Below are 22,319 nucleotides of genomic sequence, written 5' to 3' on the forward strand. Positions count from 1 at the left end.
GTCCCGAAACGAGTTCGGGATGATGGGTATTTTGTATCTGATCAAAAATCCACATAAACCAACCTGCAAACCTGCTTACTGCTCCGGTTGGCATCGGTAACTATCAATGCGCCTTTTTTAAACAGGGCTATACCTTCCCAATTATTTTTAATGCCGTCAAATGAGCGTATGTATTTCCACTGTTTACTTTTGTGGCTATCCAGCATCACAATAGCAGCGTAAGGGTTGTTATGCAGATAGTTGGGATCAGTGCTCAGCTTATTCCCAAGTTCAGGAATAAGTTTGCCTATGGCATCTTCTGGCTTTTTCACCCAATCATTATTTAAATAAGCGTCGTAATCGCCGTTCCAAAAATAGTTTATACCGTATATTTTCCCCTCTGCGGCAGCAGCAATGTCTGTGATCCTGAAATACAGGAACGGAGTTTTAATTTGCTCAGGCGCTTTGCTGAACGAGGTATCTATTAAATACCCGCAGCCACCTTTAGGCATGGCATTAAACTCATAATAAGCCAGCAATTTGTTTTCGTTAGGCAGATAAGTAACGCTTTCAAACCCGGCATTGCTGATGGATGGATATCTCCGCAAGGAAATAAAATGCTCCGGATCGATTACCACCTCCCCCCTAACGGTGTCCAGTTTCCCTTTCAACACAAAACAGTACGGGTATTTATCATCAGTTTCAATAGAAAGGAATACAGTATTATTAGCAATACTGATAGCTTCAAAACCTTCATAGTTTGCCTTAACAGAATCGGGTAATAAATTAAGCCCTTTTACACTGACGGTTTTATATGTTGATAATGCTGTATCTTGTCCGTCAACAACCCGGCTGATACTATCCGCAAGGATACTGTACAGGTTAAATGCACCATCAAGTTTAGTTTCCTTGTGATCCCCGTATTGAGGCTCAAGATAAAGGCGGTTCCCATACATGGTCATGCCCGAAAACTCCTCATTTACCCCGTTTATAGCCTGGGGCAGGGGGATGTTTTTATAGATATTTTGAGCTTTGGTAACCATTGCCGAAAGGATGATTATAACCAATGTAAATAACAAACTACTCTTTTTCATATCGCCTGGGATAATGTTGATTAAAAGTAGGTAATAAAAGCCTGAAAATTCCACCTTGCACTCATTTGTAACGGGCGCTTAATATGGTTTCGCGATTACATCACCATTTGTGTTACAAACGCAAACCCAGGTTACCACTCGCTGCAAACGAGCGCGAGGAGCCCGGGTTTCTAAGAACTCGACACCACAATTCAATAAAACCCCTTTTAACACGTTATATAATACCAAAGCGGCTAAATAGTGTATATTGGGACTTAACAGGGCCGGATTTAACAATTATCACCAAACATTTTGAGTGTTAAACAGATATATCAACCGGGATATACGACAATTTAACACTTTTTAACATTTATGCATGGATTTTAGTTGGCGAAAAATTGAGCGGGTGTTTAAGTTTGCCTACCGAAACGAAAAAAATTAATGGAAGAACAAAATAGCTATACAGGAAATGTTTCATCAGCAGCTCCGGCAGCTCCAACATCGTATTCAACCGATATCAGGGCGCTGAATGAAATGATACAAAGGGAAAGCGCGTTTATTGATCTGCTGATCATGGAGATGGATAAAGTGATCGTTGGTCAGCGTTATATGGTTGAGCGCTTGCTGATCGGTTTACTGGCCAATGGGCACATTTTATTGGAAGGTGTACCGGGCCTGGCCAAAACACTGGCCATTAATACGCTGTCAAGAGCTATCCAGGCTGATTTTAGCCGGATCCAGTTCACCCCGGATTTGCTCCCTGCCGACGTATTGGGTACCATGATCTACAATCAAAAAAAGGAAGAGTTTATTGTGCGCAAAGGCCCTATCTTCTCTAACTTTGTTTTGGCCGATGAGATCAACCGTGCGCCAGCCAAAGTGCAAAGCGCGCTGCTTGAAGCCATGCAGGAGCGCCAGGTAACCATTGGCGATACTACTTACAAATTACCCGATCCGTTCCTGGTACTGGCAACCCAAAACCCTATTGAGCAGGAAGGAACCTATCCCCTGCCCGAAGCACAGGTTGACCGTTTTATGCTGAAGGTGGTGATCAAATACCCCAACAAAGAGGATGAGAAAAAGATCATGCGCGCTAACATTTCACCGGGCGGCATGGCAAAACCAAACGCCATCATTAAGCCCGAAGAGATCATTAAAGCCCGCCAGATTGTGCGCGAGGTTTACATGGACGAAAAAATTGAGCAATACATCATTGATATTGTTTTTGCCACCCGCTTTCCCGATCAGTTTAAGCTTGCCAAATACAAGCCGCTTATCACATTTGGCGCATCGCCGAGGGCCAGTATCAGTTTGGCACTTGCAGCCAAGGCCTATGCCTTTATCAAACGCCGGGGCTATGTAATCCCGGAGGATGTACGCGCTGTTTGTCACGATGTGTTAAGGCACCGCGTTGGCTTAAGCTACGAAGCTGAGGCCGAAAACATTACCAGTGAGGATATTATCACCGGCATCCTGAACGTGGTTGAGGTACCGTAAACCTCACCCCTTGCCCTCTCCAAATGAGAGGGAGATAAAATGTAAAATTGTTAATTAAAAGGCTTTTAAAGTCCTCCCCCTCGGGGAGGATTTAGGAGGGGTACATGGCTAAAGACACCAAGGATCTGCTAAAAAAGGTAAGAAAGATAGAGATCAAAACCCGTGGCTTAAGTAACCACTTATTTTCGGGCGAATATCATTCGGCTTTCAAGGGGCGCGGTATGGCCTTTAGCGAGGTGCGTGAATACCAGGTTGGCGACGAGATCCGTACCATTGACTGGAACGTGACCGCCCGCTTTAACCACCCTTATGTAAAAGTATTTGACGAGGAGCGCGAACTCACCGTTATGATATTGATGGATGTGAGCGGGTCTGAAAACTTCGGTACGCAAACCCAGCAAAAGCAGGACCTTGCTACCGAGCTTTGCGCAGTGCTGGCCTTTTCGGCCATCCAAAACAATGACAAGGTGGGTATCATATTTTTTAGCGATAAGATCGAAAAATTTATTCCGCCCAAAAAAGGCCGCAGCCATATCCTGATGATCATCCGCGAGCTGATCGCTTTTCAGCCCGAAAACAAAGGCACCAACGTAGCCGAAGCGCTGAAATACTTTACAAGTGTTATCAAAAAGAAATGTACGGCTTTTGTGATCTCTGATTTTATTACCTCGGAGTTTGAGAACGAGCTCAAGATCGCCAATAAAAAGCATGATATCATTGCCGTAAAGCTGTATGATAAACACGAAGAAGAGTTTCCTAACCTCGGTCTCATCCCGGTTAAGGACGAAGAAAGCGGGCATATCATGTGGGTAAATACCGGCGATAAAGCTGTGCGCGACGCGTTTAAATGGGACGCCGTGAAACGCAACGCCGCCCTGCAGGATGCCTTCCGCCGTTCGGGGGTTGATTACACTACCATTGGCACACATGAATCATACGTTAAACCATTAATGACATTATTTAAAAAGCGGGAAGGCCGACGTTAACACATATGAACAGGTACATTAAATACACCCTGGCTATGCTGGTTTCCCTTGCGGGCTTTTACCAAACAACCAGGGCACAAAGTTTCGGCCCCAAAGCCACGCTTAATAAAACATCTATTGTAATTGGCGAACAAACGCTGCTTAATTTAAGCATCCGTTTCCATGCTAAAGACAGCATCGGCTTTCCAAAACTGGCCGACAGCATAGGCTCCAAAATCAGGATAGTAAGTTTTAAGGCGGATACCGCTTTTGATAAGGGCGATGCATCTATCGAAACTATTAACCGGCATTACACCATTACTGCTTTTGACAGCGGCACCTACACCATACCATCATACGCGTTTAAAATGCCGGTCGGCGTTATGCAAACCGACTCTTTGTTGCTTGATGTTAAAACAGTTGCGGTTGATACCACTAAAGCCTTTTATGATATTAAACAGCCGCTTATAATTAATTACACCTTTTGGGATTGGCTGCGTGATAACTGGAAGCTGGTTACAGGTATACTGGCCGGCTTGATTGTTGGTGGCGGGGTAATTTATTACCTGCTTAAACGGCCCAAAAAAGAAGTTGTGGTTGAAGAGGTTAAGCCCGACATCCCTTTGCATATCCAGGTACTTCAAAAGCTTGATGAGATCAAAAACAAACAGCTTTGGCAGCATGACCAGGTGAAGCAATATTATATTGAACTGAGCGATGTGGTGCGTGAATACCTTGAAAAACGGTATAAGATCCAAGCCATGGAGCAAACTTCCGAAGAGATCTTTGCCAGCTTACGGCACATGGATATAGCCAGCGAAGACAGGAACCTGTTGAGGCAATTGCTCGTACTTGCCGATATGGTGAAATTTGCCAAAGAGAAACCTGCAGCCCACGAAAATGAAAAGAGTATGGAAAACGCGGTTGCTTTTGTGAAAGATACGCAACCTCATACCAGGCCAACGGATGTGAACATGAAGGAGGATCCCGCAAAATGATTTGGTTTAAAGGAATAGAATTTGCTCATCCGGGCTTTTTCTGGCTGTTTATCAGCATCCCCCTTATGGTGGGCTGGTACACCTGGAAGCAAAAGCAGCTGCAGGGCAACCTGGCCATGCCTACCATCAGGGGTTTTGCCATGATCACCAAAAGCATGCTGCCCCGTTTCAGGCATTTGGGTATCATCTTACGTTCACTGGCAATGGCCGCGCTTATTATAGCGCTGGCAAGGCCGCAATCGTCATTAAGCTGGCAGGATACCACCACCGAAGGTATCGACATTGTAATTGCTTCGGATATTTCAGGTAGTATGCTTGCCGAAGACTTTAAGCCCAACAGGCTTGAGGCGGGCAAAAACATAGCCATCGATTTTATCCAGAACCGCCCGAACGACAGGATAGGCCTGGTAGTTTTCAGTGGTGAAAGCTTTACACAATGTCCGCTTACCATTGATCATTCGGTACTGGTAAACCTTTATGCCGATATCAAAAACGGGATGATTGAAGATGGTACCGCCATTGGTATGGGCCTGGCCACAGCCGTAAACCGTTTAAAAGATAGTGAGGCCAAAAGTAAAGTAGTGATCCTGCTTACCGATGGTTCAAACAACTCGGGCTCTATCCCCCCGGTTACCGCTGCTGAAATTGCCAAACAGTTTGGCGTTAGGGTTTATACGGTAGGCATTGGCACCAACGGCTTTGCGCCGTACCCGGTTCAAACACCAATGGGCATTCAGTACCAGCGCCTGAAGGTTGATATTGATGAAGGTACACTGAGCAAAATTGCCACCATTACCGGCGGTAAATACTTCAGGGCAACCAACAACAGCGCTTTGAAGGATATTTACGAACAGATTGACAAACTGGAAAAAGCCAAGATAGATGTTACCCAATACCGCAAAAAAACCGAACGCTTTTTGCCGTTCGCTATTATTGCGCTGGCACTTTTATCGTTAGAATTTTTAACAAGAAACACCCTGCTTAAGGGAGCTATAACATAACAGCATGCTACGTTTTGCAAATACAGAATTTTTATGGGGATTGCTTGCTATTCCGCTGCTGCTCTTTATTTTTTTGAGGGTAAACTGGTGGAAACGTAAAGCCATTGCCTCATTGGGCAACAAGGAGGTAGTGATGCAGCTGATGCCCCAGGTTTCTTTTTCGCGCCCCTGGATCAAGTTCATCTTTTTCATTTTAGCATATGTCCTTGTTATTATTGGCATTGCCGATCCGCAGCTGGGTTCAAAAACCGAAGAGGTAAAACGTAAAGGCGCCGACCTGATGATCCTGCTCGATGTATCAAACAGTATGCTGGCGCAGGACCTCGCCCCTAACCGATTAGAAAACGCTAAACGTGCGCTATCTCAATTGATTGATAAACTGCATGATGACCGTATCGGCATTGTGGTGTTTGCAGGCCAGGCTTATGTACAACTTCCGGTAACTACCGATTATGCAGCAGCCAAACTGTTCCTTAACACCATTAATACCGAAATGGTGCCAACACAGGGTACTGCCATTGGTGCGGCGATTAATTTAGGGATGCAGTCGTTTGATTTTAAGAACGGAACGGGCAAATCCATCATCATTATTACTGATGGCGAAAACCATGAGGACGATGCTGTATCGGCAGCCAAAGCCGCTTTAGCCAGAAATGTTACGGTGAATGTGGTTGGCGTAGGTTCGGAAGAAGGTGCACCAATCCCCATTTATCAAAACGGCAAACAAACCGGTTTCCATAATGATAGTACCGGCCACCCCGTGGTGAGCAAGCTGAATGAGCAAATGGGCAAGGAGATTGCTGAAGCAGGAAATGGTGTTTATGTGCGCGCAAATAATGCCAACAGTGGTCTTAACATTGTGATGGACCAGATAGCCAAAGTGCAGCGCAAAATGACCGACACCAAACAGTTTAAAGATTTTGAAGACAGGTTCCAGTTTTTCCTGGCCATTGCCTTTGTACTGTTACTGGCCGAGTTCTTTATCTCTATCCGTAAAAACATGCGCCTGAGCAAGATCAAATTATTTGAAGTAAAAAACACATGAAGCAATATATCATAGCTATTTTATTAGTGCTGCAGGCTTCATTTCTTTTTGCCCAGCAGGAAAGAAAATACCTGAGGCAGGGTGACGAACTCTATCAGCAAAAAAAGTATAAAGAAGCTGAAGCAGCATACCGCCTGGCCATGAGCAAAAAGGCCAAAACCCTTGAGGGTAATTTTAACCTTGGCGACGCCATGTTTAAGCAGAAGAAATATGACGATGCAGCCGCGCAGTTCAATAAGCTGGCAACGGCATCCATTGATAAAAATGTGAAGGCAGGTGCCTATCATAATATCGGCAACTCTTTTCTGACCCAAAAAAAATACCAGGAAAGTATCGATGCCTATAAAAAAGCACTTGTTAATAATCCAAAAGATGAGGAAACCCGGTATAACCTTGCTTATGCCCAAAAAATGCTAAAAAACCAACAGGACAAGAATAAAGGCGGCGGGGGCAACAAGAATAATAAGGACAAGGACAAAAACAAGGATAAGAATAAAGATAACAAAGACAATAAGGACAAGGATAAAGACAAAAAAGACCAGGATAAAAATAAGCAGGACCAGGACAAGAAGGATCAGGATAAGCAAAACCAGGATCAGAAAAATCAACAAGGACAGCAGCCAAACCAGTTGTCAAAAGATGATGCCCAGCGGATGCTTGATGCCCTCAACAATGATGAAAAGCAAACCCAGGATAAGCTCAAGAATAAAAAATTAAAGGGCGCTAAAGTTCCCATTTCAAAAGATTGGTAAATCTTTGTTGTTTTGTAGATACTAATGAAAATTAAACTTTCCATATTAACGCTGCTGCTGTGTTGCTCAAGCCTGGTTTTTGCGCAGGTGAAGTTTACGGCATCGGTAAATAAAACCACCATAGGCACGGGCGAAGTTCTTGAAGTCACTTTTTCCATCAATGCCAATGGCGATCGTTTTGCGCCGCCTGCTTTTGGCGGCTTCCAGGTAGTTGGCGGGCCTAATGTGTCCAACAGCGTATCCATGATCAACGGGGTCACTTCGGCAAGCATAGCATACGGATATGATCTTGTACCAACCAAAGAAGGCGAAATAACCATCGGCCCGGCCACTATCGTATCAGGCGGACGGCCCTACAGCACTACTCCAATTAAAATTAAAGTGGTAAAAGGTCAGGGCGGGCAGGCCAGCCAACAGGCTCAGCAGCAAAGCAGCAATGGCCCGGACAGCCGCAACATTCAGAGGGGACGTGTAAGCGACATTTCTAAATCATTGTTTTTACGTGCCGAGGTTGATAAAACAACAGCTTATCTCGGTCAGCAGATCACGATGAACCTGCGCCTTTACACCCGGGTTAACATCGCCAATGGCGAACCTGAAAAAATCCCTGATCTTAATGGTTTTTACAGCCAGGAAATTAAAAGCACTAACCCAAACGCCCAGTGGCGTACCGAAATCTTAAACGGCGTGCGGTACAACGTGACCGACATTAAACAAACTATCCTGTTCCCCGAGCATGAGGGCAATATCACCATAGAGCCTGCCATTATGAACTTTATAGTGAGGCAGCAGGCCGCTTCAACCTCAGGTGACCCATTCGACGCATTTTTTGGCGGATACGAGGATGTGAAGTATAAGGTAAAAAGTACACCGGTTGTTATCCACGTAAAACCATTACCGCTGGCCGGCAAACCTGCCGAGTTTACCGGCGCTGTGGGCAAGTTTAACATTGAGGCCTCGCTTGATAAAAATGACGTTAAGGCAAACGATGCTATCAATTACACAATAAAGGTAAGCGGTACAGGCAACCTGAAGTTGTTGAAACCGATAAACCCTACCTTCCCGGCCGATTTTGAGAAATATGAACCCAAGATCACCGATACCATTACTGAAAACGCCGGCGGCTCATCAGGTAACAGAAAATACACCTACCTGTTAATCCCAAGGCACCAGGGCGATTTTACTATCGACCCTGTTAAGTTCGCATATTTTAACCCCGCTACAGGCAGGTACGTTTCATTAAGCACCCCGGCATTCCATGTTAAGGTTGCCAAAGGCACCGGAGACGGCAGTAATGTTACCGCCTTTTCAAACGCAGGCAAGCAGGATGTTAAAGTACTGAGCAACGATATCCGCTATATAAAAACAGGTACCGAATTAAACGAAGCAGGCAGCGATTTTTACGGATCGGGGCTGTATTATTTCCTGCTGATCTTCGGTCCGGCAGGTTTCTTAGGTGCTTTAGTTTACGGTAAGTGGCGCGATAAAAACAATGCCGACGTGGTAGGCTTAAAAAGCCGCAAGGCTGGTAAAATAGCCGCTAAACACCTGGCCAGCGCTAAACAACAGTTAAATAATAAAAAAGCCTTTTACGAAAACCTGTTCCGTGGTTTATATGGCTATTTAAGTGATAAGCTCAATATCCCTTACTCAGATCTTAACCGTGAAAAGATAGCATCAGAACTAAAAGCCCGCTCGCTTGATGAAAGTCTCATTAACGAGATGCTTGATACCCTCGACCTTTGCGAAATGGCACGTTATGCCCCGGTATCCGGCATTACCGAACAGCAGGTGCTTGATAAGGCACAAAACATGATCAATAACATTGAAAATAAAATATAACATGATGAAGCGCATTATATACTTACTGCTCATCATCGTTATGCCGATATATGCATTAGCTAACGATGAAGCTAACATCCTGTTAAAAAAAGGGAACGACCAGTACGCCAAAGGCCAGTACAAGGAAGCTATAACCACCTATCAGAAAATTGTGAACGATGGGCACCAGTCGGCATTGGTTTATTATAATTTGGGCAACGCTTATTTTAAAAATGAGGATGTACCATCGGCCCTGTTATATTATGAAAAGGCGCACAAGCTTTCGCCCGGCGATGATGATATCAATTTCAACATTCAGTTTGCCAATCAAAAAACAGCAGATAAGGTAGAGGCCGGCACCGAGTTTTTCATTACCAAATGGTGGCACTCGTTCATTCTCCGTTTTTCGTTAACTACTTTAGCCGTTCTGACAATCCTGTTTATTATTGCAGGTTCGGCCTTACTTATAGTTTACAGGTTTACCAATTCGGTAAGCATTAAAAAGTGGTCGTTTTATTCGGCTTTAGTGATATTGCTTTTGGGTTTTGCAAGCATGTTTGTGGCAAGCCGCCAGGATCAATATTTTGACGCACACCATGGCGCAATCATTTTCAGCACATCGGTAAACGTAAAAAGTGCTCCCACGCCAAACGCTAAAAACCTGTTCCTGATCCATGACGGCACCAAGGTTGAAATTTTAGAAGATAATAACGGCTGGATGAAAATCAGGCTGGCCAGCGGCAACGAGGGTTGGATCAATGCTTCTGATGCTAAAGAAATATAATTTTTGAGGAGGTGAAAGGATAAAGGTAAAAGGCGAAAGGTTGTCTTTTACCTTTAATTCAACATCTTGCCATTTCTCATCACTGGTCGAAGTTTAGCGATAGCGTAACTTCGTCCTAAAATCATGGAAGCATCCTGCTTCCTTTAATCATCAATTTGGGAAATCGCAATTAAGCTGAAAGCTTAACCTATTTTGGGTCCAAATTACGCTATCGCTAAACTTGAACCAGTATTTGCTTTTTGCTTTAAGCTTTCGGCTTCAAGCTGTGTTTTGCTAACAGCTCCAGCACATCTTCTTCCGTACCTGTAAATGGGCCTGATGATTCGATCTTGAAGCTTGCCATGGCAGCTGCAAATTCACCGGCTTCCTGGAAATCTTTGCCTTTGGCGCGCTGGTATAAATAACCTGCCATATAGGTATCGCCGCAACCTGTAGCATCGACTACCTCAACCGGTTTATAAGCCGGGATCTGGTAATAAACACCATCGGTATAAATAACCGAGCCCATGCTGCCCAGTGTAACCACCACTTCTTTAACGCCCCATTCGTTCAAAACTTTGGCGCCTTCATGGATATCAGTAATACCGGTGAGCACCTCCATTTCGTGCTCGTTCACTTTCAGGATGTGGATATATTGCAGGGCTTCACGTTTTTCGGGCCAGTCGATAGCTATTACATTTTTATCTTCTACCTTACGGAGATAGCCCTGCGCATCAAGCGACAGCTTGCCGCGTAGCGCAAGTGCTTTAATGAACTCTACTGGGATATCATCGGCCAGCAGAGGACCTAAGTGGTAAACATCAGCCTCAATCTCATCAAGCTGTTCAATGGTAAAAGGGTCTGCTTTTTGCAGCACGCGCTGGGTACGGTGGTCCTGGTTAACAGAGTAAATATTTTCAAAATAAACTGTTTCGCCGCCTGTTGTTGCATGTACCTCGATACCCTTGCCCCGGAGCTTATCAACCACAGGCATTTCGCTTAAAGCAAGCGAAGTAACCAGGGTATACTTCACATCCATATTACGGATGGCGTTTGAAAAATAAAAAGAAGTACCGCCAGCCATATGTTTCACCGCTTGCGGTGTCACCACTTTATCTAACGTAATATGCCCTACACAACAAATATCGTACATGAAATTCCCCTATTATGATTTGATACTCAGCCCTTATTATTAAAACAAACGGCAAATGTAAGAAATAGGATTTTGTGTACAAGAAGTTATCTGTTTTGTGACAGGGAAATCACTTTAAGAATTGTTTAGAATTTACCACGCTCAATACATCCACATCAGCCATCTCGGCCAGGTCATCAAAATATACCGATGCCAGATGTTCCCAGCTTAACCGGCTGCTGTATTGAAGCCCCTCTTCAATAAACTGTTCTCTTAAGCTATTGCTTTTAAGCAGTAATTCAATCCTTTCAACATAGCAGGCGGCATTATAAGGCTCGCATTTAAAACCATTAATGCCCTGCTCAATAAAATCTTTTGAACCGCCGCCATCTGCTATAATACACGGCAGGCCCGATGCCATAGCCTCAAGCACCACATTGCCATAAGTTTCGGATACGGAAGGGAACAGGAACAAAGTGGATGACGCGTATAAAACCGAAAGTGTTTTATGATCAACCTTACCGGTAAATACTGCATTTTTCATCCTCATTTCACATACCTTGCGTGCTACGCCGTCGCCTGCAATAATAAAGTTAACCTCCGGGTGCTGATTTTGCATAATGGTATAAATCTCAAACAAGGTCTCCAGGTTTTTCTCCCAAACCAGGCGGCTTGCAAACAAAATAGTGGGGTTATCATTTCCGGTTAGCGCACGCATGGCCTTGCCGTTTTTATTCCGGGGCGAAAATAGTTTAGTGTCCATTCCCCTTTGCCAAAGCTTCATACGGTAGGTATCCACTCCAATATCAATCAGCTCTTCCTTCATACTTACCGAAGGCACGTATACCTGGTCGCACTGGTTATAAAAAGCCTCGTGGCTTTCGGCCATTATTTGCTTAACCTTATTGATCAAAAAAGGGGTATGTTTCAGGTAATAATCGATATAGGAAATAAAATGGGTATGATAGATGCTAATGACAGGCAAACCATGCTGTGCTGCATATTTTAAAGCGAAATTACCTAATAGCGATGGCGTGGCGATGTGTACAACATCAGGCGAAAAGCTATCAATCTCTTCCTTCAGCTCGCTCATAACCAGGGCGGGTATGGCCATGGTATAGCCTGTATTAATAGGCAGCGTTAAAGCCGGAACTTTTAGTGATTCAAAGCCCGCTATACTATCCGGACCGGCACCATATACGAACAAAAATTCAAAAATATCACGGTCAATCCGTTTAATGAGCTGGTACATGGTGCGTACCGCGCCATCAAAATCTTCAATAAGTATCTCGGCAAAAAAAACTACTCTGATCTTTTTCATCTTACTGACTGATTAGGTTTATCACTTGCTGTTCACCTTCGCATATCTTATCGGTTCCTGTCCCGCCATCAGAAATTCCCTCAATTCGGCTAAATGATCGGTATTGATCAGGTCAACTTCACATTCAAGCAAAGCCCGCCATACTTCCTTATTTTCGGGCGAAGCCCACAAGCGTACCCGCTTTTTATATTGGTGTGCTGCAGCTACGTAATCGCGTAGCAATTGTTTTTGATTTTCAGGTATCGGGCCGTTGCCTGTCCAGCTAAGCAAGCGTGAATATTTGCAGCTGGCCGTTTTATAAACAGTGTTTGAAACTGTGTCGGTACGCACCTGCATCAAGTCTTCATCAATAAAAGCATAGCGCTGTTTTTGCGCCTTAAGCATTTTATAAGGCTTGTTACCGGTTATAACAATGGTTACGCTCCCTTCGGTTATTCTGCCGTTATCATAGCTCGACAGCATGGGTGCATAACGTTTTAAAACTTCCGATAGCTTAGCATATGTTTTATCAGCGTCTGATTTAATATCGATCATGAGGGTGATAGGCGATAAAGGGTACACCACTTCTCTGTTCTTGCCCTGATGGCAATCAAACAATGGGTTTAAATAAAGCTGCTCCAGGGTACGTTTCTTTTGAAAGGCAGGCAGGATATGCGCAACCAGTAATTCGCCGTCGCGCAAATAAATATCGGCCTCCACATTTTGAAAGCCATTATCCAAGGCATCGTATAAAGGGCGGTCATGCCAATAGTCATTGTGGGCGAAACCTTTGGAGAGGGGGCTGTTTTGAGCCAGGCAGGTGACGGCTCTCAGTGTCAGGATAACAAAAAACACAAATTTCAGGTGCTTGTGGCAAAATGCTGCTTGCATCGTAAATTTTATTTGTTGATGCAAATTTAAGTTCCCGATATGTACAGGCAGTTATGTCATAGTAAAGTAAAAGCACCTTGTGTTTTAATTTATTGTAAATGAGTTAACATTTTCATCACATTAAAATATACAAACCGATACTTTTCGATTAAGACGGATTCACATTAAATCCGCATTTTATAAACACCTGTTAATAAACGCAGAGATTAGCTAAGGATTAACCCGGCAAGCTGCTGCCAGTTAATTGCCCTGCCGGAAAGTGCTAACAGATCCGAAATAAGCTCAAATACTTCTGCGACGCTCCTGCCCTCCTGCCTCAAATATCTAACCGATGTTGAGCCAGCCGATTTGGATAGTTTTTTCCCGGGTGCTTCAAGCAATAAAGGATGATGATAAAATACTGTATTGTTGAAAGTAGGCTTACCCAGTACAACAGCAAGTTCAATTTGGGCCAGTGTTGAGGGCCAGAGATCATCTCCCCTTACAATCAGATCGATCCCATAAAACAGGTCGTCAATAACTGATGTAAGCTGGTAAGCCGGGAAGCCATCCTTTTTCCTGACAATGAAATTTTCCATTTCGGCAGGTAATTGCGCCTTGATAGTTGCGCCGTTATAATCCTTTACTTCCAATACAGTGCAATTGGTGAGTAAGCGCCAGCTTGCTTCCGGAGTATTTAACGGGATATGTTTATCAAAACAAGCACATAACCCCACCTCATTAAGCTCCCTGCGCGAACAGGTGCAGGCAAAAACAAAACCGCCGGCTGCTAATTGCTCAAGAGCATCGTTGTACAAATGCATCCTTTGAAGCTGCGAAAAATTGACTTCAAAATCGTCCGCGTCCCGCGGGCCTTCATCCCATGGGATCTCCAGAAATTGAAGAGTATCAAAAATATCAGTTAAATATTCCGGGGTAACCCTTGCCCGGTCAAGATCATCAATCCGCAATAATATTTTTGCGCCATGTTTGCGGGCCAGTGCCGCGGTGATAGCAAACGACAGGATATTACCCACGTGCAAAAACCCGCTTGGCGTTGGTGCTATGCGGGTTTTATTTAAATGTGTTGGTGTGCTTGTCAATTGCTTTTTATGATTGATGAACGCTCCAAGATACAAAAGCGGCCGGCATCAACCAATAGTGTTATCAGGGAAAACAATCCTAAACTTTAGAGGGATTATACCAGCAATGTGCCGCCATCAACAACTAAATTCAATCCGGTGCCGAAATTTTGTTTCATAAGATAAACAAAAGCGAGGGCAACGTCATCTGCATGACCAACACGACCGAGCAGCAGGGTATCTTTTGCCCAATTGTAAAGCCCTTCTTTATTTTCGGCAGGCAGGCTATCCCAAAGGTTAGTATCAATTACGCCGGGTATTACTGCATTTACACGTATAGGGGCTAATTCAACGGCCAATGCCCTTACCAGACCTTCCATAGCACCGCAAATGCTACTGGCTATCGACCAGCCGGAAGCTGGTCTGCTGCCGGCTGTACCACCGGTAAGATTTACCGAACCGCCCGCATTCATGAACGGGGTGCCGTATTTAACAGCTGCATAGGCGCCCCAGTAACGGAGATTAAAAAACTGACGTGCAGCCTCAATATCCGTTTCATTGATGTTATTCAAGTTAAGGTTTTCGGCAGCGGTATAAATTAGGTGATCAAAATTACCTGCCTGCTCAAAAAAGGCCTGTATGTTTTGTTCATGGGCGAGGTCAACAGCATAACCTTCGGCACGTTCCGGCAACTGTCTCAATGCATTATTGATCTTACTTTGATTGCCTGAAACTATCACAACTTTTGCTCCTTCGGCAGCGGCGGCTTTTGCCGTCGCGAAGCCTATACCAGTACTGCCTCCCAATATAATCACCCGTTTGCCATTTAATGACGATTTGTTTTCAATTTGATTATTCATGATGTTTATTCTTTTTTTGACACCACAAATTTCCCCCGTAAAAACCCGGTTCCACTTACCATTTGGTAAAAAGCGAATTGGCGACTAATGATTTATCTTCAAAATTTATAACAAATGCTACATTTGGGCTATGACATTTGCAGACAGGGTAATTCAATTCAATGAACAGCTAACCTACACCGGCGATCCTTTACCGGCTGGTATCCGCATCATGAACCCTTTTAAAGAGCATCCGCAAACCATGCGCATTGTTGATGCTTTTTATCATAAGTATTACAACGATAACCGGCAGCGCCATATCATTTTGGGTATTAATCCCGGCAGGTTTGGCGGTGGTTTAACCGGGATCCCTTTCACCGATCCTAAAAGGCTTATTGCGGAATGTCATATCAACTATGAGGGCAAAATGTCGCATGAGCCATCTTCTGTATTTGTTTACGAGGTGATCAATGCCTTTGGCGGCCCGGAAACTTTTTATAAGCAGATCTATATCAACTCACCCTGTCCGCTTGGTTTTACCAGTATCGATGCCAATGGCAAGGAAAAGAACTATAATTATTACGACAGCAAGGAATTAACCCGCGCCGTTTACCATTTCATGATCGAAAACATCCGCAAGCAGATTGATCTGGGCATTAATACCGAAAAATGCTTTTGTTTTGGTACCGGTAAGAATGAGACATTTTTACGCAAGCTGAATAATGAATACCATTTCTTTGGCGAAATCATAGCATTGGAACATCCGCGCTTTATCATGCAATATAAAACAGCAAGCAAGCAATTTTATATTGACAAATATCTTGCAGCTTTTGAAAGTATTGCAGGATAAAGCAGTGTTTATTTCGTGGTAAAACACTTATATTGTGTGCACCAACCAATTAGCCTGTAAGTCATGACCAAAAGCAAGTTTTTATCATTCCTGCTCTTTTTGTTTATTTCCCCAATTATTTCAAAGGGGCAATCGACAGCCAATAACAAACTGATATCACCCCGCATCAGGGTAATTATGGATAATGATTTTGGCGGTGACCCGGATGGTTTGTTCGCCCTAACACATCTCGTACTATCTCCATCGGTTGAGGTAAGGGGTATTATCGGTTCACACTTAAACGCTAACGATGGATTTGACAAATCAAAAACCCAGGCCGATAACGCGGTAAAAGAAGCTACCAAACTATTAACCGTTTTAAAACTTAAAGACCGCTTCCCGGTTACGGCCGGCTCTAATACCGCCATGATTAATGACAGCACCCCTGTAAAAAGCAAGGCTGTTGATTTGATCATCAAAGAAGCTTCACGTACAGATACCTCCCTGCCACTTTACATTCTTTGCGGCGCAGGGCTTACCGAAATAGCATCGGCAGTATTAACCGAGCCCAAAATTGCCGATAAGGTGACCCTGGTATGGATAGGCGGACCTGAATACAGTGACCTTGCCCTGCCCCCGCCTAATTACAGCAGCCCCGAGTATAACCTCAATATTGATATCAATGCGGCGAGGGCTGTGTTTAACCACTCACAATTAAAGCTTTGGCAGATCCCGAGAGATGGATACCGCCAGGCCATATTGCCGTACTCTGAATTGCAACTTAAAATAAAGCCGCAGGGCGAGGCCGGTAGATACCTGACCGGCGTACTTGAAACCTTGATGGGCCGCATTCAGCAATATCATCTTAACTTAGGCGAAACCTATATTTTAGGCGATAGTCCGCTGGTATTGCTTACCGCATTGCAATCATCATTTGAGGCCGATCCCTCATCAAGCGAATATGTATTAAAGCCCTGTCCGCTTATTAATGCGAAGGGCGGGTACGATTACAATGCCTATGGCCGTAACATCCGGGTTTACCGCAGGCTGGATATCAACCTGATGTTTAATGACTTTTTTGCCAAGCTGGAGTTAAATAAGTAAAAACGATTGGTGGTATATTTTTAACCATAAACGGTTTATTTAGTATTACCTTAAGCGCGGTTTTGTAATTATTTTGCATGGTCATAAACCTTTTGGTACCATGCTTAAAATAATTCACAAAAAAGCTCAATATACGCTCTTGCTTACTGCATTGCTATTTGCAGGGAGCAAAATCCAGGCTCAAAACAATGATTCGTCGTTACCCAGGCTAATCGAAAAAAATGGCAGGCATGCGTTTTGGGTCGATGGCAAACCGTTTTTGATGCTGGGCGGACAGGCACATAACTCAAGCGCATGGCCCGCTTTGATGCCGGGTGTATGGAAATCGGCTGAGATAATGCACCTTAACACGCTCGAAGTACCCCTTTATTGGGAGCAGATAGAACCAGAACCCGGGAAGTTTAATTTTTCGCTGGTAGATACCCTGCTTACGCAAGCCCGGCAGCATAATGTACACCTGGTATTATTGTGGTTTGGCACCTGGAAAAATGGCAGCAATCATTACATACCCGAATGGATGAAGCGTGATGCCGAAAAATATCCAAACATCACCGGTAAAACGGGCAAGCCCATTGATTCGCCTTCTCCGCACCCGAAAGCTACTTTAGATGCTGATATTAAAGCGTTTTCGGCAGTTATGCGATACTTGAAAAAGGCTGATGCGCAGCATACCGTTATTATGGTACAGGTTGAAAATGAACCCGGCTCTTGGGATACTGTTCGCGATTACTCGGCTAAGGCGCAAAAACTGTTTGAGGCCGATGTGCCCGCCGAACTGTTAAAACCGGCCATACTGAAAGCCCTGAATGTACCTGCAACTTCAAAAGGTTCGTGGCTACAAGTTTTTGGCGACAGGGCCGACGAACATTTCCAGGCCTGGTCAATAGCCCGCTTTATTGAGCAGGTTGCTGCCGCCGGCAAAGCTGAATATCCGTTACCGCTGTACGTAAATGTTGCACTTCGTGACCCGCTTACCAATCCACCTGCAACCCATTATGAAAGCGGTGGCGCAACAGATAATGTGATCCCCATTTGGAAAGCTGCTGCGCCATCCATCGATTTGCTTGCTCCCGATATTTACCTGTCGGGAAGTGAAAGAGTATTGAAGGTAATTGATTTATATTCACGTGCAGATAATACCCTTTTTGTACCCGAAGCCGGTTTAATCGCCGATAATGCCAAATATTTTTATGATGTTCTTGCTCATGGCGGCATCGGTTTCTCGCCTTTTGGGATAGATGATAATGGCGATAGCTCAAACGATGAACACCTCGCCGAGCGTCTTGCTCCTTTTGCACAGGAATATGAAATGGCAGCACCAATGATGCGGGAGCTGGCCCAATGGGCCTTTGAAGACAAGATCAAAGCCGTTGTTGAACATGAAGACGGTACAGAGCAAACTATAAAGCTTGGTGCCTGGGATGCTGTTATAAAATTTGGTAACGGCCGGGGAGGTGAACTTAAGCCCAATAAAGAGCATAACGGCAAAGCTATGATAATTACCCTTGATGAAAATAAATTTATCATGACCGGGACCAACTGCCGGGTTACCTTCCCTCCAGCAGGTAGCGCCACCGGCAAGGCATGGCAATACCTTAAGGTTGAAGAAGGCCAATATGATCACGGCGTATTTAAATCGCTTCGAATCCTAAATGGTGATGAAACAGACTGGGGCGGCCCGGCAATTGGAGATAAGCCGAGGGTGCTGCATATTTCGTTGGTGGTGAGGTAAAATTACTGCGAGAGACGCAATTATGCGTCTCTCGCAGGCAGGTCACGCACGCAATTTTGAATTAAATATAGCTCTGTACATTTGGAGACGCAAATATGCGTCTCCACTTTAAAACTCTCCTACTTCACCTCATAAACAACCGCTTCATATGGCATAAGCCTACCGTTTTTTGATGGCTTTTGATAGTTACCGATTAAAACAGTCGCATCCTTTAGATCAATGCCTGTTTGAGCCGAAGTCGTTTTATCCCTAAAGTTCAGTAGCACAAGCAGCTTTTTACCATCTAATTCCCTGGTGTAAGCATAAGTATCGGGGTTTTGCGCATCGAGCAATGTATATTTTCCGTATACCAGTACCGGATTATCTTTGCGCAGCTTCACCATTCGCCTAAAATAGTTTAAAGTACTGCTGGCGTCTTTTTCCTGCGCAGCAGCATTGATGCTTTTATAATTGGGATTTACCTTTATCCAGGGCGTACCGGTAGTAAAACCGGCATTGGCGGTGCTGTTCCACTGGAATGGTGTACGACCGTTATCGCGGCTTTCAAAGGCTATCCGTTTTAAATATGCCGGTAAATCTGATCCGATATTTTTCTGTCGCTGGTATTCGTTCAATGTTTGTACATCCCTGTACTCATTAATTGTGGTGAAACCGGCATTTGTCATGCCCAGTTCATCGCCATTATAATAATAGGGCGTCCCCCGCATGGTCAGCAAAAAAGTAGTCAGCATTTTTGATGATACCGCCCTAAATTCCGGGCTATCATTGCCAAACCTGCTTACCAGCCGGGCCTGGTCATGATTGGCCAGGAACACCGAAAGCCAGCCTTTTGCCGCAAAGGCACTATCCCATTTGGTAAACACCTGTTTTAAATGAATTATGCTATAGCCTTCGGGTTTGGCTATATCCACCCCCTCAAAAGCATAAGCCATATTTAATTCATTCCTATCGGCATCAACCAAATTATGCGCATCTTCAAATGTATTGCCGGCACCTTCGGCCACACTCATTACATTGTATTTGCTGAGCACCGCCCTGTTCATTTCCTGCAGGTAGCCATGCAAATTACCCTGCATACCGTAGTATTGCGTAAAGTTTTTTTCAAACCCTTTTGGGAAAGCCGGGAAAGTAGTATCCTTTGCAGCAAACTGGAAGGCATCCAGCCTGAAACCATCAATCCCCTTATCAGCCCAAAACTTCATAATACCGTACACTTCATTCCTAAGCTTGGGGTTTTCCCAGTTAAGGTCGGGCTGCTTGCGCGAAAAATAGTGCAGGTAGTAGGCATTAGTGAGCGAATCATATCGCCAGGCATCATGATTTACATCAAATAAACTGTAACGATAAGGAGGTTTGCCCTTTTCGGCATTCCACCAGTGGTAATATTCACGGTATGGATTGTTCCGCGAGCTCCGGCTTTGTTTAAACCATTCGTGCTCATCGCTGCTATGGTTTACAACCAGGTCCATAACCAGTTTAATACCACGGGAATGCATCCCCTTCAACAATGTGTCAAAATCATCCATAGTCCCAAAATCCTTCATGATGCTGCGGTAATCGCTTACATCATACCCGTTATCATCATTGGGGGAACTATAAATGGGGTTAAGCCATACAACATCTACTCCAAGGCTTTTGATATAATCAAGTTTGGAGATAATGCCTTTCAAATCGCCGATGCCATCTCCGTCGTTATCCTTAAAACTGCGGGGATAAACCTGGTAAACTACAGCCTCTTTCCACCATTTGCGGTTGACGGTATCTGTTATGTTTTGGGCAGATCCTAAAAGGGAGCTAAACATAAAAACAACAAAAGCAGTAAAACGAGTGTAAGGTACATTCATGATCAAATTTGGTTAAAATTTACAGCAGGCAGAACCGGACTCTGTGGTTTATAACAAGAGAATATCAAGATAACAATATTTAACCGGAACATCAAATAGTGCAGCCAAACCCTAACGTCTTACTCCTGCCCAAATTTAAACTTCAAACATTATGCACTTTTCAGGGTTTAAAAATGAGCCAACCGCATCACAATAATAGTTAATAAATTGAATTTAAAACATTTATATACGTTAGCGTGCATCACAAAATACAACATAAAATTTCCTCCCTGTTTTTAAAGACGTTTTTATTCATACTATTTACGGCCATAACGGCACATGCCTTTGGCCAGGTACCCGTACCTGCCGATTCGGTAAAGGCCGATTCCCTGCGCATTAAAGAAAAAGTAATACAGCCGGCCAAGCCCACCGATACTTTATATAAACAATATGACTTTGGCGACCTGGTGCGTAACATACTTCATCCCGGCCGGCCGGCGGAATCCCCCAATAAAAAGTCATCGGGGATTACCATCATACCCAACGTGGCATCCAATCCAACCATCGGGTCACAAATTGGGATCAAGGCCGTAGCCGGAAAAAAATTAGGAAACGATCCAAATACCCTGTTATCGGTAGCAGCTACTTCGGCTTCTATTACCACCAAGGGCATCATTTATTTTTATATTAACCACAACATATACACACCGGGTAATAAATGGAATTTCCAGGGCAGTTTGGTTGCAGCCAAAACGGTTTCGCCCGATTACGGTTTGGGAATTGGCCAGGCATCAAGCGGCAGCGAAGCCGACCAGGTGCTGGCCAATCCCGGGCGTAAAGGCAGGGCGCTGCATTCGCAATTTTATAATATCCGCGAGAAGGTATACAAAGAAATTAATAAGGGGTTATTTTTAGGTGCGGGCGCTTCTTTTGATATCAGGCGAAAAATTGAGGATACCAAATCAACAACTGATCTTACCCCATACAATATCTATAGCGACCGCCATGGATTTGCCCGCGACCATTATGCTGCTAACGGCTTGCTTTTTAACTTACAATACACTACACGCGACAATCAAAACCGGGCCTACAGAGGGATTTATGTCGATGCCGGCTTCCGCGTTAATCAAAGCTGGATGGGAAGTTCCAAAGACGCGGTGCAGTTTACTACCGATTTCAGGAAGTATTTCAGCCTGTCGGAAACAAACCCCGAACATGTTGTTGCCTTTTGGAACTGGGGGTCATACCTGATCAGCGGCAACATCCCTTACCTTGAGCTGCCCGGCACCGGCAAAGATCCCAGCTTCCGGAGCGGCAGGGGTTATGTAGTACAATATTTTAAGGGTACGCAATACAACTACTCTGAAGTGGAATACCGTTTCCCGATACTGCGGAATAAATTTGTGAGTGGCGTGGCATTTGCCAACCTGCAAACAACCAATGATGAGTCGGGCACCAAAATATTTCAGCAATGGCAGCCGGGCTATGGCGGCGGCCTGCGCGTATTATTTAATAAAGCAACACGCACCAATCTTTGCCTTGATTACGCCTTTGGCAGATATGGGTCAAAAGGGTTTTTTCTGGGCTTGAATGAGGCGTTTTAAATATCAGTACCTGCCGTTGTTTGCCGGAGTCATCGATATTAGCGATTAGTTTGTAAACTTCATCTTTACAATCAATTATTATTCCTAATTTTATATTACAAGCACCTGTA

At 44.3% G+C, this 22,319-nt stretch carries 19 protein-coding genes; 12 read left to right on the plus strand and 7 right to left on the minus strand.

Translation table 11 applies throughout. The features are described 5' to 3' along the window. Nucleotides 1-41 precede the first annotated feature (41 nt). Nucleotides 42-1,073: a hypothetical protein gene (locus SNE26_RS21790; RefSeq protein WP_321555990.1), complete on the minus strand. Its 1,032-nt coding sequence runs from the start codon at nt 1,071-1,073 to the stop codon at nt 42-44. 516 nt (nt 1,074-1,589) lie between these two features. On the opposite strand from SNE26_RS21790, the gene SNE26_RS21795 reads away from it, so the two are divergent. The 8 genes from SNE26_RS21795 (at nt 1,590) to SNE26_RS21830 (ending at nt 9,915) form a co-directional block, all read left to right on the plus strand. After that, nucleotides 1,590-2,549, plus strand: a complete 960-nt coding sequence (locus SNE26_RS21795; RefSeq protein WP_373695605.1) for an AAA family ATPase — start codon at nt 1,590-1,592, stop codon at nt 2,547-2,549. A 104-nt stretch (nt 2,550-2,653) separates the two neighbouring features. Beyond that, complete coding sequence (locus SNE26_RS21800; protein ID WP_321555992.1) at nt 2,654-3,535, plus strand: DUF58 domain-containing protein; 882 nt, start codon at nt 2,654-2,656, stop codon at nt 3,533-3,535. A gap of 5 nt (nt 3,536-3,540) precedes the next feature. After that, nucleotides 3,541-4,512, plus strand: coding sequence for a hypothetical protein (locus SNE26_RS21805; RefSeq protein WP_321555993.1), 972 nt, complete (start codon nt 3,541-3,543; stop codon nt 4,510-4,512). Next, nucleotides 4,509-5,513: a VWA domain-containing protein gene (locus tag SNE26_RS21810; protein ID WP_321555994.1), complete on the plus strand. Its 1,005-nt coding sequence runs from the start codon at nt 4,509-4,511 to the stop codon at nt 5,511-5,513. Before SNE26_RS21805 ends, SNE26_RS21810 begins: the two co-directional genes overlap by 4 nt. 4 nt (nt 5,514-5,517) lie before the next feature. After that, nucleotides 5,518-6,558 carry a VWA domain-containing protein gene (locus SNE26_RS21815; RefSeq protein ID WP_321555995.1) on the plus strand — a complete coding sequence of 347 codons (1,041 nt, stop codon included), beginning with the start codon at nt 5,518-5,520 and terminating at the stop codon, nt 6,556-6,558. Continuing rightward, a complete protein-coding gene (locus tag SNE26_RS21820; RefSeq protein WP_321555996.1) occupies nt 6,555-7,310 on the plus strand; it encodes a tetratricopeptide repeat protein in 756 nt (251 codons plus the stop codon). The genes SNE26_RS21815 and SNE26_RS21820 overlap by 4 nt, the downstream gene beginning before the upstream one ends. Nucleotides 7,311-7,334: 24 nt before the next feature. After that, nucleotides 7,335-9,152: a BatD family protein gene (locus SNE26_RS21825; RefSeq protein WP_321555997.1), complete on the plus strand. Its 1,818-nt coding sequence runs from the start codon at nt 7,335-7,337 to the stop codon at nt 9,150-9,152. 1 nt (nt 9,153) lies between these two features. After that, on the plus strand, nt 9,154-9,915 hold the full coding sequence (locus SNE26_RS21830; protein WP_321555998.1) for a tetratricopeptide repeat protein: 762 nt from the start codon (nt 9,154-9,156) through the stop codon (nt 9,913-9,915). Between the two features lie 244 nt (nt 9,916-10,159). Here the strand turns inward: SNE26_RS21830 and SNE26_RS21835 are convergent, their stop codons facing one another. From SNE26_RS21835 to SNE26_RS21855, 5 genes are all read right to left on the minus strand, one after another. Then, nucleotides 10,160-11,047 carry a PfkB family carbohydrate kinase gene (locus SNE26_RS21835; protein WP_321555999.1) on the minus strand — a complete coding sequence of 296 codons (888 nt, stop codon included), beginning with the start codon at nt 11,045-11,047 and terminating at the stop codon, nt 10,160-10,162. Between the two features lie 109 nt (nt 11,048-11,156). Further along, entirely contained in the window at nt 11,157-12,347 is a 1,191-nt protein-coding gene (locus tag SNE26_RS21840) for a glycosyltransferase family 1 protein (protein ID WP_321556000.1), read from the minus strand. Between the two features lie 21 nt (nt 12,348-12,368). After that, nucleotides 12,369-13,217, minus strand: a complete 849-nt coding sequence (locus tag SNE26_RS21845) for a phosphatidylinositol-specific phospholipase C/glycerophosphodiester phosphodiesterase family protein (protein WP_321556001.1) — start codon at nt 13,215-13,217, stop codon at nt 12,369-12,371. Nucleotides 13,218-13,423: 206 nt separating this feature from the next. Continuing rightward, a complete protein-coding gene (locus SNE26_RS21850) occupies nt 13,424-14,299 on the minus strand; it encodes a glutamate--tRNA ligase family protein (RefSeq protein WP_321556002.1) in 876 nt (291 codons plus the stop codon). Nucleotides 14,300-14,394: 95 nt separating this feature from the next. Continuing rightward, the gene (locus SNE26_RS21855) at nt 14,395-15,216 is read right to left on the minus strand and encodes an SDR family oxidoreductase (RefSeq protein ID WP_321560050.1); all 822 of its coding nucleotides are present in this window, start codon (nt 15,214-15,216) and stop codon (nt 14,395-14,397) included. Between the two features lie 52 nt (nt 15,217-15,268). Between SNE26_RS21855 and SNE26_RS21860 the strand changes: the two genes are divergently transcribed. The 3 genes from SNE26_RS21860 (at nt 15,269) to SNE26_RS21870 (ending at nt 18,782) form a co-directional block, all read left to right on the plus strand. Then, complete coding sequence (locus SNE26_RS21860; protein WP_321556003.1) at nt 15,269-15,967, plus strand: SMUG2 DNA glycosylase family protein; 699 nt, start codon at nt 15,269-15,271, stop codon at nt 15,965-15,967. 63 nt (nt 15,968-16,030) lie between these two features. Then, nucleotides 16,031-17,050 carry a nucleoside hydrolase gene (locus SNE26_RS21865; RefSeq protein ID WP_321556004.1) on the plus strand — a complete coding sequence of 340 codons (1,020 nt, stop codon included), beginning with the start codon at nt 16,031-16,033 and terminating at the stop codon, nt 17,048-17,050. Between the two features lie 100 nt (nt 17,051-17,150). Then, complete coding sequence (locus SNE26_RS21870; protein WP_321556005.1) at nt 17,151-18,782, plus strand: DUF5597 domain-containing protein; 1,632 nt, start codon at nt 17,151-17,153, stop codon at nt 18,780-18,782. 119 nt (nt 18,783-18,901) lie between these two features. Here SNE26_RS21870 and SNE26_RS21875 read toward each other — a convergent pair whose 3' ends face one another. Continuing rightward, nucleotides 18,902-20,626, minus strand: a complete 1,725-nt coding sequence (locus tag SNE26_RS21875) for an alpha-glucosidase (protein WP_321556006.1) — start codon at nt 20,624-20,626, stop codon at nt 18,902-18,904. 236 nt (nt 20,627-20,862) lie between these two features. On the opposite strand from SNE26_RS21875, the gene SNE26_RS21880 reads away from it, so the two are divergent. Then, a complete protein-coding gene (locus tag SNE26_RS21880) occupies nt 20,863-22,209 on the plus strand; it encodes a BamA/TamA family outer membrane protein (RefSeq protein ID WP_321556007.1) in 1,347 nt (448 codons plus the stop codon). The last annotated feature ends 110 nt before the right edge of the window (nt 22,210-22,319 follow it).

The organism is Mucilaginibacter sp. cycad4 (assembly GCF_034263275.1).
Classification (GTDB): domain Bacteria; phylum Bacteroidota; class Bacteroidia; order Sphingobacteriales; family Sphingobacteriaceae; genus Mucilaginibacter.

Bases quoted from the DNA above. Each gene is read 5' to 3' on its own strand.
- SNE26_RS21790 (WP_321555990.1), bottom strand. From the start codon at position 1,073: ATGAAAAAGAGTAGTTTGTTATTTACATTGGTTATAATCATCCTTTCG.
- SNE26_RS21800 (WP_321555992.1), top strand. From the start codon at position 2,654: ATGGCTAAAGACACCAAGGATCTGCTAAAAAAGGTAAGAAAGATAGAG.
- SNE26_RS21805 (WP_321555993.1), top strand. From the start codon at position 3,541: ATGAACAGGTACATTAAATACACCCTGGCTATGCTGGTTTCCCTTGCG.
- SNE26_RS21810 (WP_321555994.1), top strand. From the start codon at position 4,509: ATGATTTGGTTTAAAGGAATAGAATTTGCTCATCCGGGCTTTTTCTGG.
- SNE26_RS21815 (WP_321555995.1), top strand. From the start codon at position 5,518: ATGCTACGTTTTGCAAATACAGAATTTTTATGGGGATTGCTTGCTATT.
- SNE26_RS21820 (WP_321555996.1), top strand. From the start codon at position 6,555: ATGAAGCAATATATCATAGCTATTTTATTAGTGCTGCAGGCTTCATTT.
- SNE26_RS21825 (WP_321555997.1), top strand. From the start codon at position 7,335: ATGAAAATTAAACTTTCCATATTAACGCTGCTGCTGTGTTGCTCAAGC.
- SNE26_RS21830 (WP_321555998.1), top strand. From the start codon at position 9,154: ATGATGAAGCGCATTATATACTTACTGCTCATCATCGTTATGCCGATA.
- SNE26_RS21835 (WP_321555999.1), bottom strand. From the start codon at position 11,047: ATGTACGATATTTGTTGTGTAGGGCATATTACGTTAGATAAAGTGGTG.
- SNE26_RS21840 (WP_321556000.1), bottom strand. From the start codon at position 12,347: ATGAAAAAGATCAGAGTAGTTTTTTTTGCCGAGATACTTATTGAAGAT.
- SNE26_RS21845 (WP_321556001.1), bottom strand. From the start codon at position 13,217: ATGCAAGCAGCATTTTGCCACAAGCACCTGAAATTTGTGTTTTTTGTT.
- SNE26_RS21860 (WP_321556003.1), top strand. From the start codon at position 15,269: ATGACATTTGCAGACAGGGTAATTCAATTCAATGAACAGCTAACCTAC.
- SNE26_RS21865 (WP_321556004.1), top strand. From the start codon at position 16,031: ATGACCAAAAGCAAGTTTTTATCATTCCTGCTCTTTTTGTTTATTTCC.
- SNE26_RS21870 (WP_321556005.1), top strand. From the start codon at position 17,151: ATGCTTAAAATAATTCACAAAAAAGCTCAATATACGCTCTTGCTTACT.
- SNE26_RS21875 (WP_321556006.1), bottom strand. From the start codon at position 20,626: ATGAATGTACCTTACACTCGTTTTACTGCTTTTGTTGTTTTTATGTTT.